13 protein-coding genes are annotated in these 13,601 nt (G+C 62.5%); 6 read left to right on the forward strand and 7 right to left on the reverse strand.

Annotation, left to right across the window (positions count from 1 at the left end; all coding sequences use genetic code 11):
* Positions 1-15 precede the first annotated feature (15 nt).
* The 6 genes from C4Q27_RS05260 (at position 16) to C4Q27_RS05285 (ending at position 5,680) form a co-directional block, all read left to right on the forward strand.
* Positions 16-897 carry an SMP-30/gluconolactonase/LRE family protein gene (locus tag C4Q27_RS05260; protein ID WP_104886585.1) on the forward strand — a complete coding sequence of 294 codons (882 nt, stop codon included), beginning with the start codon at positions 16-18 and terminating at the stop codon, positions 895-897.
* 64 nt (positions 898-961) lie between these two features.
* Positions 962-1,933: a TRAP transporter substrate-binding protein gene (locus C4Q27_RS05265; RefSeq protein WP_064492306.1), complete on the forward strand. Its 972-nt coding sequence runs from the start codon at positions 962-964 to the stop codon at positions 1,931-1,933.
* Positions 1,934-1,999: 66 nt separating this feature from the next.
* Positions 2,000-2,527: a TRAP transporter small permease gene (locus C4Q27_RS05270; protein ID WP_003254832.1), complete on the forward strand. Its 528-nt coding sequence runs from the start codon at positions 2,000-2,002 to the stop codon at positions 2,525-2,527.
* The gene (locus C4Q27_RS05275; protein WP_003254833.1) at positions 2,528-3,808 is read left to right on the forward strand and encodes a TRAP transporter large permease; all 1,281 of its coding nucleotides are present in this window, start codon (positions 2,528-2,530) and stop codon (positions 3,806-3,808) included.
* A 54-nt stretch (positions 3,809-3,862) separates the two neighbouring features.
* Positions 3,863-4,786, forward strand: a complete 924-nt coding sequence (locus tag C4Q27_RS05280) for an EamA family transporter (RefSeq protein ID WP_003254835.1) — start codon at positions 3,863-3,865, stop codon at positions 4,784-4,786.
* A 24-nt stretch (positions 4,787-4,810) separates the two neighbouring features.
* Positions 4,811-5,680, forward strand: coding sequence for an aldose 1-epimerase (locus tag C4Q27_RS05285; RefSeq protein WP_104886586.1), 870 nt, complete (start codon positions 4,811-4,813; stop codon positions 5,678-5,680).
* A 73-nt stretch (positions 5,681-5,753) separates the two neighbouring features.
* Here C4Q27_RS05285 and C4Q27_RS05290 read toward each other — a convergent pair whose 3' ends face one another.
* From C4Q27_RS05290 to C4Q27_RS05320, 7 genes are all read right to left on the reverse strand, one after another.
* Complete coding sequence (locus C4Q27_RS05290) at positions 5,754-6,650, reverse strand: LysR family transcriptional regulator (RefSeq protein WP_104886587.1); 897 nt, start codon at positions 6,648-6,650, stop codon at positions 5,754-5,756.
* A 106-nt stretch (positions 6,651-6,756) separates the two neighbouring features.
* Positions 6,757-8,793 (reverse strand): pyridoxamine 5'-phosphate oxidase family protein, encoded by a 2,037-nt coding sequence (locus C4Q27_RS05295; RefSeq protein WP_104886588.1) that lies wholly within the window; start codon positions 8,791-8,793, stop codon positions 6,757-6,759.
* Between the two features lie 27 nt (positions 8,794-8,820).
* Positions 8,821-9,450, reverse strand: a complete 630-nt coding sequence (locus C4Q27_RS05300; RefSeq protein WP_104886589.1) for a glutathione S-transferase family protein — start codon at positions 9,448-9,450, stop codon at positions 8,821-8,823.
* 174 nt (positions 9,451-9,624) lie between these two features.
* Positions 9,625-10,176, reverse strand: a complete 552-nt coding sequence (locus C4Q27_RS05305; protein ID WP_104886590.1) for a UPF0149 family protein — start codon at positions 10,174-10,176, stop codon at positions 9,625-9,627.
* Positions 10,177-10,267: 91 nt separating this feature from the next.
* Entirely contained in the window at positions 10,268-11,257 is a 990-nt protein-coding gene (locus C4Q27_RS05310; RefSeq protein ID WP_104886591.1) for an asparaginase, read from the reverse strand.
* A complete protein-coding gene (locus tag C4Q27_RS05315; RefSeq protein ID WP_064492313.1) occupies positions 11,254-12,408 on the reverse strand; it encodes a hypothetical protein in 1,155 nt (384 codons plus the stop codon). Before C4Q27_RS05315 ends, C4Q27_RS05310 begins: the two co-directional genes overlap by 4 nt.
* 10 nt (positions 12,409-12,418) lie before the next feature.
* Positions 12,419-13,315 (reverse strand): nitrilase family protein, encoded by an 897-nt coding sequence (locus tag C4Q27_RS05320; RefSeq protein ID WP_104886592.1) that lies wholly within the window; start codon positions 13,313-13,315, stop codon positions 12,419-12,421.
* Positions 13,316-13,601 lie beyond the last annotated feature (286 nt).

Consider the following 13,601-nt stretch of genomic DNA (forward strand, 5'->3'; position numbering starts at 1 on the left):
CCAGGAGGCACGGCCATGAACTGCGAACTGATCGTCGACGCCCGCAACGGTACCGGCGAAAGCCCTGTGTGGCACCCCGGTGAACAGGCCCTGTACTGGGTAGACATTCCCGCTCGCCAGTTGCACCGCTGGCAGGCCGCCGATGGCGCGCACCAAGTATGGCAAGGCGACGAAATGCTCGCCTGCATTGCCCGTAGCGGCCAAGGCTGGGTGACAGGCATGGAAAGCGGCATCTACCAGATCCAGGCCAAAGCCGATGGCCGCCTGGATAGCCGCCTGCTTGCCAGCGTGCAGCACGCCCAGGCCGGCATGCGCTTCAACGATGGCCGCTGCGACCGTCAGGGCCGCTTCTGGGCCGGGACCATGCTGCTGGACATGCAGCAAGGTGCCCACGTGGGCGCGCTGTACCGGCATGACGGCGAAGGCCACCTGCACCTGCAGCAGGATGGCATGATCGTGCCCAACGGCCTGGCGTTCAGCCCCGACGGCAAGCGCATGTACCTGTCCGACTCGCACCCGAACGTGCAGAAGGTATGGGCTTTCGACTACGACATCGACAGCGGCACACCGCACGGCAAGCAGCTGTTCGTCGACATGCGCGGCTACCCAGGGCGCCCCGACGGCGCCGCGATCGACCAGGATGGCTGCTACTGGATCTGCGGCAACGACGCCGGGCAGGTTCACCGCTTCACCCCTGACGGGCGCCTCGACCGCTCGCTCAGCGTGCCGGTGAAAAAGCCGGCCATGTGCGCCTTTGGTGGCGCCAACCTCGACACCCTGTACGTCACCTCGATTCGCCCCGCGGGCATCGACCTCGGCGACCAGCCACTGGCTGGCGGGGTATTTGCCCTCAACCCTGGCACCAAGGGCCTGGAGGAACCTGCCTACCGGGGCTGAGCCCCACTGCCACACCCACACTTGCACGCCCGAAACCGGATAATAAAAACCACGGAGTTTCATCATGACGTTCAAACGCAAGCTGCTTCTTGCCGTACTCCCGTTCGCCTTCAGCGTGGCCATGCCCGCCTCGGCGCTGGACATCAAGTTCGCCGAAATCCACCCGGCCGGCTACCCGACCGTGGTCGCCGAGCAGAACATGGGTAAAAAGCTGGAACAGGCCAGCAATGGCGACATTACCTTCAAGATGTTCGCCGGCGGCGTGCTGGGATCGGAGAAGGAAGTGATTGAACAGGCTCAGATAGGCGCCGTGCAGATGACCCGCGTCAGCTTGGGGATCGTCGGCCCGGTAGTACCGGATGTGAACGTGTTCAACATGCCGTTCGTGTTCCGCGACCATGATCACATGCGCAAGATTATCGATGGCGAGATTGGCCAGGAAATCCTCGACAAGATCACCAATTCCGATTTCAACCTGGTGGCCCTGGCCTGGATGGACGGCGGCTCGCGCAGCATCTACACGAAAAAGCCGGTGCGCAGCCTGGAAGACCTCAAGGGCATGAAGATTCGCGTACAAGGCAACCCGCTGTTCATCGACATGATGAATGCCATGGGCGGCAACGGCATCGCCATGGACACCGGGGAAATCTTCAGTGCCCTGCAAACCGGGGTGATCGACGGCGCCGAGAACAACCCGCCGACCTTGCTTGAGCACAACCATTTCCAGAGCGCCAAGTACTACACCCTGACCGGCCACCTGATCCTGCCGGAGCCGGTGGTGATGTCCAAGACCACCTGGAACAAGCTCACTCCGGAGCAGCAGGTGCTGGTGAAAAAGGTCGCGCGCGAAGCACAGATGGAAGAGCGTGCGCTGTGGGACGCCAAGTCTGCCGCCAGCGAAGAGAAGCTCAAGGCCGCCGGTGTCGAGTTCATCACTGTCGATAAGAAACCGTTCTTCGAAGCCACCGCATCGGTACGCGAGAAGTACGGCGCGCCGTACGCCGACCTGATGAAGCGTATCGACGCCGTCCAGTAATACCAGCCCCTTCCAAGACGACCTCGGCAGTGCGGCCGCCGCCGCCCTGCCGCTTTGGTGATGCCTATGAAATCGCTTTTCCTGAGCGTGAACGACACGCTGTACCGCAGTTGCATCTGGATCGCGGGCCTGTCGATCCTGGCCATGACGCTGATCATCCCGTGGGGCATCTTCGCCCGCTACGTGCTGGGCACCGGCTCCAGCTGGCCAGAGCCAGTCTCTATCCTGCTGATGGTGGTATTCACCTTCGTTGGTGCCGCCGCCAGCTATCGCGCCGGGGCGCATATGGCGGTGGGGATGATTACCGACCGGTTGCCGCCGCTGCAGCGCCAGCTGGTCGCCCTGCTGGTACAACTGCTGATGATCGTGGTGTGCGTGTTCATGACCTATTACGGCACCCGGCTGTGCATCACCACCTGGAACCAGTCGCTGGCCTCGCTGCCCGGTGTGCGGGTCGGCATGACTTACGCGCCGATCCCGGTCGGCGGCGTGCTGACGCTGGTGTTCGTGCTGGAAAAACTCCTGCTGGGCGATCAGAGCAACCGCAAGGTCGTGCGCTTTGATCTGGTCGAAGAAAACGAAGGAGCTGCGTAAATGGAAGCGTTCATTCTGTTGGGCAGTTTCATCGTGCTGATTCTGATCGGCATGCCGGTAGCCTACGCCCTGGGCCTGTCGGCACTGATCGGCGCCTGGTGGATCGACATCCCGCTGCAGGCGATGATGATCCAGGTGGCCAGTGGGGTTAACAAGTTCTCGCTGCTGGCCATTCCATTCTTCGTGCTGGCCGGCGCGATCATGGCCGAAGGCGGCATGTCACGCCGGCTGGTGGCCTTTGCCGGTGTGCTGGTGGGCTTCGTGCGTGGCGGGCTGTCGCTGGTCAACATCATGGCCTCGACCTTCTTCGGTGCGATTTCCGGCTCGTCGGTAGCCGATACCGCCTCGGTGGGCTCGGTGCTGATCCCGGAGATGGAGCGCAAAGGCTACCCGCGTGAATTTTCCACCGCCGTGACCGTCAGCGGCTCGGTGCAGGCGCTGCTGACCCCGCCCAGCCACAACTCGGTGCTGTACTCGCTGGCGGCGGGCGGCACGGTGTCGATCGCCTCGCTGTTCATGGCGGGGGTGATGCCCGGCCTGCTGCTGAGCGCGGTGATGATGGGCCTGTGCCTGTTGTTCGCCAAGAAGCGCAACTACCCCAAGGGCGAAGTGATCCCGCTGCGCCAGGCGCTGAAAATTGCCGGTGAGGCGCTGTGGGGCCTGATGGCCATGGTCATCATCCTCGGCGGTATCCTGTCGGGGGTGTTCACCGCCACCGAATCGGCAGCCGTGGCAGTGGTGTGGTCGTTCTTCGTGACCATGTTCATCTACCGCGACTACAAGTGGCGCGACCTGCCCAAGCTGATGCACCGCACAGTACGGACCATCTCCATCGTGATGATCCTGATCGGCTTTGCCGCCAGCTTCGGCTACGTAATGACGCTGATGCAGATCCCGTCGAAGATCACCACGGCGTTCCTGACCCTGTCGGACAACCGCTACGTGATCCTGATGTGCATCAACTTCATGTTGTTGCTGCTGGGCACGGTGATGGACATGGCGCCGCTGATCCTGATCCTTACGCCGATCCTGCTGCCGGTGATTACCGGTATCGGCGTGGACCCGGTGCACTTTGGCATGATCATGTTGGTGAACCTGGGTATCGGGCTGATCACCCCGCCGGTGGGAGCGGTGTTGTTTGTCGGCTCGGCCATCGGCAAGGTGAGTATCGAGTCGACGGTGAAGGCGCTGATGCCGTTCTACCTGGCGCTGTTCCTGGTGCTGATGGCAGTGACTTACATTCCAGCGATCTCGCTGTGGCTGCCTAGCGTGGTGCTGTAATTATGAACGGGGGCCGCTTGGCGGCCCCTGGGCTCTTGCAAATGGATCCTGCACATGGCTGTTCCCTCCTCGGCTGTACCGCTTTTCCCCCGCAAACTGGCCATCGCCCTGCTCGCCCTGCTGGCCTGTTCATTCGCTGGCAACCACATCGCCGCGCGCATCGCCTTCGATGACGGCACCGGCGTGCTGCTGGCGATTCTCTGCCGCTCAGGCATCACGTTCCTGGTACTGGCCGGGCTGCTGCTGTGGCAACGCCAGGCCCTGGCCCTGCCCGCTGGTGCGCGCCGGTGGCAGCTGCTGCTCGGCCTGCTGATTGCCACCCAGAGCCTGTGCCTGTACTCGGCGGTGGCGCGTATTCCAGTGGCTTTGGCGCTGCTGGTGGGCAACACCTTCCCGATGCTGCTGGCGCTGCTCACCTGGGCGCTGGGCGGCGCACGCCCCACGGGCCGCACCGTGCTGTTCATGGGCCTGATCCTGTGCGGCCTGGTGCTGGCGCTGGATGTGCCGGCACGCCTGGCCGACAGCGCTGCGGCCAACCCGCACTGGGTGCCAGGGGTCAGCCTGGCCTTCGGCGCCGCCTGTGCCTTTGCCTGCGCCTTGTGGATCACCGACCATAAACTGGCCAGCGTGCGCGGCCCCGTGCGCAGCCTGCTGACTTTGCTGATCGTGTTCTCCAGCATGCTGGTTGCAGGCGCAAGCGGCGTGATGCCGTCCGGTTTGTCACTGCCAGGCAGCAGCAGTGGCTGGGCGGCCTTGGCCAGCCTGGTAGTGCTGTATGGCTTGGCCTTCACCTTGCTGTTCGTTTGTGTGCCAAGGCTGAACATGGCGCAGAACGCCCCCGTGATGAACGTCGAACCCATCGCCACGCTACTGCTGGGCTGGGCCTTGCTCGACCAGCAACTGGGCACCCTGCAATTACTCGGCGGCGCGGTGGTGGTGTGCGGCATCGTGCTGCTCACCTACCGTCGGGCCAATTGATCGTTCATTTAAATGGAGCCCTGAATGTCTGTGACCGAACTGCACCTGCAGGACCGCCTGACCCGCCTGAGCCTGGCTCCGGAGTTGGGCGCCAGCCTGGTCAACTGGGAAGTGAAAGCGACCGGGCAAGCGCTGCTGCGCCATTCCGACCTGGCCGCACTGGAAAGTGGTACGCCACGACGCCTCGCCTGCTACCCACTGGCGCCTTGGTCCAACCGCATTGGCGAGGGTGGCTTTGTCCGGCCCGAGGGGTGGCAGGCACTGGCACCGAATACCGGGCATGACCCTTACCCGATCCATGGCAGTGCCTGGCAACAGGCCTGGCAGGTGGAGCATCACAGTGAACAGCGAGCACGGCTGACGCTAGACAGTGCTGTGCCGTTTGCTTACCGGGCCACGCTGGATGTGCATCTGCATGAGGGGTGCCTGAACCTGGACCTGCATGTAACCCATCTGGATGAGTCGGCCAACTGGTACGGGTTGGGGTTGCACCCTTACTTTCCGAGGTATCCCGATACCAAGTTGTACGCATCGGCACGCAAAGTGTGGCTGGCCGAGGATGGGCGGTTGCCGTCGTACCAGGCCGAGGTGCCCGAACAATGGCGCTTCAATGCCATGGGGCGTTTACCCGAGACAGTGGTTGATCACGCCTTCAGTGGCTGGCCAGGGGAATGTGTGATCGAACAACCCAGCGCGGGTTATCGACTGGCGTGCAGTGCCAATGGGGCCGAACACTTCTTGCTGTATTGCCCGCAGGGGCAAGGTTTTTTCTGCTTTGAACCTGTTAGCCACCCAATCAATGCGCATCACCTGCCAGGGCGACCAGGGTTGCGGTTGCTGAACCGGGGGGAGGCAATGACCCTGGGGTTCAGGATGCAGTATCGGGTGTTGTGAGCGGGCTGCCTGAAAAAGCGCGGTCACGATAGCGAACATTGTCTGGCGCCATTTCTCGACGCGCTGCACGACCTCAATCCAGCTGCTGATCGCGCAATCCTTGCCCCAGCATGTCGATAAAGGCCCTGACCTTGGCCGACCCGTACTTGCTTTCGCGGTGCAGCACATGAATGGGCCAGGGCGCCTCTTCGTACTCGGCCAGCAGCACCTGCAACTGCCCGCTTGCCAGTTCGTCTGCCACCTGGTACGACAGCAGCCGGGCAATCCCCAGCCCGCCGCTGGCAGCTGCGATTGCCCCGTCATTGCTGGTGACCGTCAGCCGCGGCTTCATGCGCACCAAGGTCGGCTCGTCGGTCACTCCGAAGCGCCAACCCGCACGCGGCGACAGGTTGGTGGTGCCGATTATCGCATGCCCGGCCAGGTCCGACGGATGCGTCGGCACACCATGGCGCGCCAGGTAGTCGGGCGAGGCACACAACATGCGCCGCACCCTGCCCACCCGCAGCGCCTTCAACCCGGAGTCGGGCAACGGCCCGATGCGCACGGCCACGTCCATGCCCTCCTCGACCATGTTTACCACGCGGTCGAGAAAGAACGCGGAAACGTCGACTTCCGGGTACTGCTGCAGGTAACGGACGATGCACGGCATGACGAACTTCTTGCCGAACAAAATCGGGGCGGTCACCGCCAAATCGCCCCTGGGAGTCGCGTTGATGCCGGCAGCGGCCTCATTGGCCTCGTGGATACTGGCGAGGATGTGCCGGGTGTCTTCCAGATAGCGGCCGCCGGCCTCGGTCAAACGCACGCTGCGTGTTGTGCGCAGCAACAGCTTGACCCCGAGCTGCTCTTCAAGGGCGCTGACGGCGCGGGTGACGGCGGCCGGGGAAATGTCCAGACGGCGAGCAGCAGCGGCGAAGCTTTCCAGCTCGCCGACGGCGACGAACACCTTCATCAGGTGGATCTGGTCCATGCGGGCTCCTGAAGGTTAAGAGGCGTGGGGATTATCTTTCATCTGGATGCGTGGTGTTAGCTGTGCCGGCCTCCGCGGGCAAGCCCGCACCTGCGACTGGCTTGAATCAGACATCCAGCACCAACGCCTGCATCCCCTCCTCCACCTTCGCTGGCACAGCACAACAGATCAGCACCGATCCTGCCTCCGGCAACTCTGCCGGCGGATTCGGATAATGCACCTGGCCGCTCACCAGCCGGGTCTTGCAGGTACCACACGAACCACCCCGGCAACTGAACTCCGGGGCCAGCCCACGCGCCTCGGCCAGTTCCAGCAAGGTGCCGCTACCGGGTACCCAGCGAGCCTCCTTGGCCGACGCGGCAAAATACACCGGCACCGGTTCGTCGGCGGCAGGCGGCTGTTGCAAGATTGGCTGGTCTGCGTCGGTGTGCCGTCGCAGCGTCGACGGGCCAAACGCTTCGGCGTGAATCCGCGCATCCGGCACATGCACCCCACGCAGCCCTTCGTAAAGCTGCTGGGTGAAGCTGCCGGGCCCACACAGGTAGAAATCGTAGTCGTCCAACGCCAGCGTTGCCTTGACCTGTTCGATACCCAACCGGCCGGCAAACTCGTAATCACGACCGACCTGCGCGTGCCCTTCAGGCTGGCTCAGGGCGCGGTGTACCTGCAGTAGATCGCCAGCCTGTTGCCGCAAGGCCGCCAGTTCCTGCTGGAACGGCAAGTCGGCCAGGCTGCGTGCGCCATGGAACAGATGAATGCGCCGGGCCTGCCCTGTCCTCAACTGCTGGCGCAGCATGGCCAGCAACGGCGTGATGCCCACGCCCGCGCCGATCAGCACCAACGGGCGCGTGCTTTGCTGGTCAAGCGTGAAGCTGCCCATCGGCGGCCGCACATTCAGCACATCGCCGGCCACAACGCGCTCATGCAGATACCGCGAAGCCGGGCCCTGGGCTTTGACGCTGATGCGCAAGAATCCATCGTCGGGGGCACTTGAAAGGCTGTAGGTGCGGATCAGCGCTGACCCGCCATCACGCGGCACTTGCACAGGCAGATGCTGGCCAGGGGCAAAGGCCACACGGCAGCCTGCCGGTGGTTCGAGATAGAACGAGCGGATGTCGCGGCTTTCCTGCTCCACCCGCAGCACCCGCCAGGCCAGCCATTGGCGCTGTTGTTGCCGCTGCTCCAGGCGCGCATCGGCCTCGGCCCAGGTACTGGTCATCAGACTGGTCGGCGCGTACTCCTTGAAAGCCCAGCGCAGGGCAACGGCTGCCGGACGCCACACCACCTGCTCGACCTGCAGTGTCCATAACCGCTCAGCGCCTTCAAAGGCCTGGATGGCCGGGCTGTCCAGCAGCACCTCGGCACGCCCGTACAGTTGCAACACATTGCCATTTTTGAAGTCGATGAACAGCAAGCCGGCCCGCGGGTTGACCACCAGGTTGCCCAAGGTGTTGAAATGCAGATTGCCTGCATAGTCGGGAATCGTGAGCCGATTGCCTTCGACCTTGATGAACCCTGGCCGGCCACCACGGTGGGAGACATCCACCGAGCGCTGGCCGTCAGCATGCTCGACATAGCTGGCGACGAAGAAGGTATCGGCCGCCTGGATCATGCTGACGGTTGAGGTATCCAGTGTTGTCGCATCGATGCGCCCGAGGGCGGGTTCGGTGACGCGGGTGTAGTCACGCAACTGGATGTACTGCGGGCAGTTGCCAAACGCCTGCTCTACGGCCACTTGCAGTTGCCCTTGGGCAGCGTGGCGGATCTGCCCGTTGATGCGATTGCGCCGACGGGTGTGCAGTTCGATCCCCAGCAGGCCGACCGCCTGCCCGGCTGCCAACCCGGGGGTGGCGGGGTCATCTGCTGGCAACGTGGTGTGGATCGTCAGCATACGAGGGTCAGGCGAGCTTACGAACCCTTCCGGCCCTTCCAGCAGCGTGGCCCAAGGCCGACCCTGGGCATCCACACTGGCGGCGACCATGAACGGTAACTGGTGATAGAACGTCCGGTGCTGGTCGGGCATGTGGTCACGAATGACCTTTTGCCCGAACGCCTCCATGCGTTCTGCTACACCGACCTTTTCCTGCAGGGTCTTTTCACCCGCATGCCAGGGCGAGGGGCGGTGATCAGGAGATTGTTGCATGGCGGCGTTCCTCGCGATGGCGGGGTTTCAGGCGTGGGTTTGCAGCCCGATCACGGTGCGCGGCATGGGGACGAAACGCGGCAGCGCCTCGATCCGTGCCAGCCAGTTGCGCACATTGGCATAGGGCTCCAGCGACACGTTGCCTTCGGGGGCGTGAGCGATGTACGAGTAGTTGGCAATGTCCGCGATGGTGGGTGTGCTACCCGCCAGGAATGGCGTGTTGGCCAACTCGGCATCGATCACCTTGAGCAAGGTGTGGGCGCGGGAAATCACTTCGTCGGTATTGAACGAAGCCCCGAACACCGTGACCAGGCGGGCGGCGGCCGGGCCAAAGGCCAGCGGGCCGGCAGCGACCGATAGCCAACGTTGCACCCGGGCGGCGGCGGCAGGTTCTTCGGGCAGCCAGGCACCGTTGCCATACTTTTTGGCCAGGTAGACGAGGATGGCGTTGGAGTCGGCAATCACGGTGCCGTTGTCATCGATGACTGGAACCTGGCCGAACGGGTTGAGGGCGAGGAAGTCCGGCTGCTTGTGCGCGCCTTTGGCCAGGTCGACGAACACCAGCTCGGTGGGCAGGTTCAGTAGCGAGAGCATCAACTCGATGCGATGGGCATGGCCAGACTTGGGGAAGTTGTAGAGCTTGATCGGGTTCGACATGGGCTTGGCTCCTGGTCAGCGCCGGGATGGGGCTGATGGAGCACATGCTGCACTGGATCGGCTGGCAGCAGAATCAGTGCGCAGGGGAAACCATAATTTCGCGGGGCGGAATAATGGTTTCCAAACACTTGCGCTAGCGCCGGCAGGTGAGCACTAGCCCATGCAGATATCAGATCAGTGCCGCTTTTTGAAATGTCGGTACAGCCCGCGCGCAGCCTCGACCACCTGCGGTACACAGGCCTGGATATCCTCTTCGCTCATCTGGTCCAGCAGCTCGAAATTATCTTCCAGCCCATGTAGCGAAATGGCCTTGAGCAGCAGGTCCTGCTCCGGTGGCAACTCGCCCCAACCGGCAATCTGGGTACCGCGCATGTAGCCGAAACACCACTCCTCCATCACGATCACAGTGCCCTGTTCGCCCTCGCTTTCCTCGAACAGCGGCTCGAACTGGTCGACACCATTGCTGAGTTCTTCTGCCACCTGGCTGGCATAACGCAGCATCAATGCCGTGTAGGCCTCCTCATGCGCGGGCTTCTTGAACTTCGGTACCTTGCCACCCGCTACCGCCGGCAGCCATTGTTCCGGCAGGACAGTGATCGGCGAACTGGCGAGTGCGACGAAAAAGCCATTGAGCTCGGCCAGGTTCAGCACCGAGTAGTCATTGCCATAGGTGATCAGCAGGTCTTCGAGGCGGTCGAGTTCTTTTTCGCTGAGTACGGGGAGCATGGGTAAGAATCCTGGGAAGCAAAAGTGTGTGCACCCTAGCACAGCAACGCCGGAAGGGCTGCCCGCGCGAACGCCCGCACGGGCAGATGGTTCAGGGCTGCAACCAGGCCTGCAGCTCATGTTGCCGGTCGGTGCCTATCAGCAGCCACAGCAAGATGCGGCATTTGCGCGGGCAGAGTTGCCCAGCCATGTAGACGCCTTTTTTCTGCAGGTCGATCTCTGCACCAGCAAACCCGTAGGTTGCCCGGGCTGTAGGCCCCCTACCTGTGCGCGTAGCAACCATGACCGGCAAGGTGGGCGCCAGGTGTTCCAGCACTTCGGACCAACTGGCGGAAACATGCCCAGCACCGAAACCGGCGATGACCAACCCCTCATAACCCAATGTGGCCACAGCCCGCAGCAGCGCCGTGTCTGCGTCCAGGCAGGCTTCCAGCAGGGCAACGCGCTGGTCGGTGCGATAGGGTAACGGCAACACTTTCCGTCGCCCGGGCGAGTGGCGATACAAAACAACACCCTCCACAACGTCGCCCAACGGGCCACATCCGGGCGACTCGAATGCCGCCATCGCCAGGCTGGCCGTCTTGCGAACCCTTGCCGCGCAGTGGACCTGATCATTCATGACCACAAGCACACCTCGCCCACGGCTGTCTTGTGCCAATGCAACCTGGGCCGCAGCCAACAAGTTGGCCGGCCCATCATTGCCCGGCTGACTCGCCGAGCGCATGGCACCGGTCATCACCAATGGCACATCGAATGGCCAGAGCAGATCCAGGAAATAGGCCGTTTCTTCAAGGCTGTCGGTCCCTTGGCTCAATACCAGGGCCTGAGCCCCGCGCTCCACCTCGCCCCGGGCCCATGCCAGCACCTCCAGCAACGTCGCGAAGCCCAGCGATGCACTGGGGAGCAGGCACAATGAAGCAACGTTCAACTGCGCCATCTCGCGCAACTGTGGAACCTGAAGCAATTGCCGCTCACAATCCAGACTTGGCGTTACACCATCCCCGACAGCACAGGCCTGCATACTGACCGTGCCGCCCAGAGTAGCGATCGACAGCCTGGGCAGGCTCGAATGTTCACTCATGCTTCTCCCCCCACAATCAACCCGACTACCGGCACGATGCCAAGCGTGCAGATGGCCATCGACACCACATTGCCGATGTAGCCATGCACATAGGCCGGCAACCGCTGAGTGATCGCCACTGCCAGCGGCGGAGCCACCAGTGCACCCAGCATTGCACTGGCCACCACCACTTGCCAGCTGCCGCCATGTGTCAACACCGCGGCCGGGACGATCGACACAATCGGAATGTAGGTAGGGTACCACCCACGGGCTTTCCACTGTCCACGCCAGAGTACAACCCCGACCAGGGAGGCCAAGGCCTGCCCGGCCACTATCTGCATCACCAGCATAGAACCGTAGGACAGTGCAGCCGGACTCAACAGGTATGCCAGCAACACACCCAGCAATAGCCCGAGGCTGGCCAGCTCATTACCAAAGAATGGGGCTTCGCTGAAGTCGGCCAGAACGCGCCGCAAAGTCCAGACCACACCGTAGTCAGGCTGATTGACAACCGGCGCCACGACGGTGGGTTCACCGCATTGGCGTACCCATGAAGGAAAGCGCTTGCACAGGATGAAGGCCACCACGCTTGCCACTGCCATGCCACTCACATTGCCCACTACCACTGGTAACTGCAGGGGATAACACAGGTAATTGACCATCAGCAGGCTGGCCGGTGTTACCAGTAGTGCCCCCAGTAGCGCCCCTGTGATCGTCACCCGCCAGCCCGCACCAAAAAGCAAGACCATGGCTGCCGGCAATGACACGAAGGCAACGAACGTTGGTTGCCAGATGCCACTGGCCAAGGTCCATCCCCACAACGCATGGCTGAGCAGCAAGCCCAAAAGCGAGCTGGTAAACACCCATGGCCATAATCCGCTGCCATAACAGATGGCAAAGCCCTGCCAGCGGTACCCTCGCAGCTGCGCCCAGTGCGCCAGGCAAGCCCCCAGCAGCAAGCCCAGCGCGGGCAGTTCGTGCTTGTAGAAAGCCACTTCACTGATATCACCAACAATCCAGCGCAAGCGGCTGAGCGGCTCATCGAGCGTCGCCACCCTCTGTGCATAATCCAGCCATTGGCCATGGCCAAGGCTTGCAGCGAAAAACACCAGCAGGCAGCCGAAGATCAACGCAAGCCAATACTGCTGTCGTGAGAAGAAGAGCGTGTTCATTCGCAACTCCTCAACGTGGCATAGGTGCATGCAAGCGATAGCCAAGGGTGGCATCGTAGAGGTCGGTGCGCCGGTCTCTTGGCAGGTCGTTGAGGCTGTTCCAGATCGGTGCCGAGCGTGCACTGCTCAAATCGACGTCGGCATAGATAATCTCCTCGGCTTCTGCACTGCCCACCTCGCCGATCGGCCAGCCTTTGGTACCGGCGATCAGCGAGCAGCCCAGGAAGCGCCCGCCCCGCTCGCTGCCGACACGGTTCGCGGCGGCGATATAAACGTTGTTGACATGCGCTGCCGTCATGGTCAGGTACGAGGCCATGCAGCGCCCTGCATCATCGAACAACGGCGGCGGGGTCCATACCCAGTTGTTGAGGCTGCAGATGATGTCGGCACCTTGCGCGGCCATCACCCGTGGTACTTCCGGGAACCAGATGTCCCAGCAGATCAGCAGGCCGATACGGCCGATAGGCGTCTCGAATACCGGGAACCCCAGGTCACCGGGGGTGAACCAGAGCTTTTCCTGGTTCCACAGGTGCGCTTTGCGGTAATGCCCAAGCAGGCCTTCGGGGCCAAACAGGACAGCACTGTCGTAGAGCTTCAGCCCGTCGCGTTCAGCAAACCCCGCAGCCAGGTATACCTGGTATTGCCTGGCGAAGTCCGCCCAGGTTTTCAGGCAAGGGCCGTCCTGCAGCACCTGCGCATGGGAATAGGCTTCGGCACGGGAGTTGAAGGTGTAGCCCGTGTTGGCCAGTTCAGGCAGTACGATCAGGTTCGCACCTTCGCGTGCTGCGCGCCGGGCCAATGCCAGGCCTCTGCTCACGTTACTCTCACAGTGCTCAAGACCGACCTGAGGGTCGTACTGGATGACAGCGATACGTACGGGGCTGACGGGGGAACAGGATTCAGACATGGCGGCTTCCTTTTTGTGGTTGTTTTGGAAGGACGCCAGTAAAGCGATGTTGGGTCAGGGAGCGACAGTCAGGAGAGTCCTATGGGACCAGAGGAAAGTCACATAATGGCAGTAGGACTCCCCCTACAAAATGGCCCGTACGCCGTTATTTCCCAACCTGATAGTGGGGGTAGTACTCGAGGGTAAAGCCGCCATTGAACTGGGCTGAAGCAACCCAGTAACTCAGGCGCCGACATGCAAGTGCGGTGAATGGAGTGTGTGGCACGTGCGGCAACCGGCCTCTTGT

The organism is Pseudomonas sp. SWI36 (assembly GCF_002948105.1).
GTDB lineage: Bacteria > Pseudomonadota > Gammaproteobacteria > Pseudomonadales > Pseudomonadaceae > Aquipseudomonas > Aquipseudomonas alloputida.

Coding starts and splice junctions, on each gene's coding strand:
- C4Q27_RS05260 (WP_104886585.1), top strand. CDS start 16: ATGAACTGCGAACTGATCGTCGACGCCCGCAACGGTACCGGCGAAAGC.
- C4Q27_RS05265 (WP_064492306.1), top strand. CDS start 962: ATGACGTTCAAACGCAAGCTGCTTCTTGCCGTACTCCCGTTCGCCTTC.
- C4Q27_RS05270 (WP_003254832.1), top strand. CDS start 2,000: ATGAAATCGCTTTTCCTGAGCGTGAACGACACGCTGTACCGCAGTTGC.
- C4Q27_RS05275 (WP_003254833.1), top strand. CDS start 2,528: ATGGAAGCGTTCATTCTGTTGGGCAGTTTCATCGTGCTGATTCTGATC.
- C4Q27_RS05280 (WP_003254835.1), top strand. CDS start 3,863: ATGGCTGTTCCCTCCTCGGCTGTACCGCTTTTCCCCCGCAAACTGGCC.
- C4Q27_RS05285 (WP_104886586.1), top strand. CDS start 4,811: ATGTCTGTGACCGAACTGCACCTGCAGGACCGCCTGACCCGCCTGAGC.
- C4Q27_RS05290 (WP_104886587.1), bottom strand. CDS start 6,650: ATGGACCAGATCCACCTGATGAAGGTGTTCGTCGCCGTCGGCGAGCTG.
- C4Q27_RS05295 (WP_104886588.1), bottom strand. CDS start 8,793: ATGCAACAATCTCCTGATCACCGCCCCTCGCCCTGGCATGCGGGTGAA.
- C4Q27_RS05300 (WP_104886589.1), bottom strand. CDS start 9,450: ATGTCGAACCCGATCAAGCTCTACAACTTCCCCAAGTCTGGCCATGCC.
- C4Q27_RS05305 (WP_104886590.1), bottom strand. CDS start 10,176: ATGCTCCCCGTACTCAGCGAAAAAGAACTCGACCGCCTCGAAGACCTG.
- C4Q27_RS05310 (WP_104886591.1), bottom strand. CDS start 11,257: ATGAGTGAACATTCGAGCCTGCCCAGGCTGTCGATCGCTACTCTGGGC.
- C4Q27_RS05315 (WP_064492313.1), bottom strand. CDS start 12,408: ATGAACACGCTCTTCTTCTCACGACAGCAGTATTGGCTTGCGTTGATC.
- C4Q27_RS05320 (WP_104886592.1), bottom strand. CDS start 13,315: ATGTCTGAATCCTGTTCCCCCGTCAGCCCCGTACGTATCGCTGTCATC.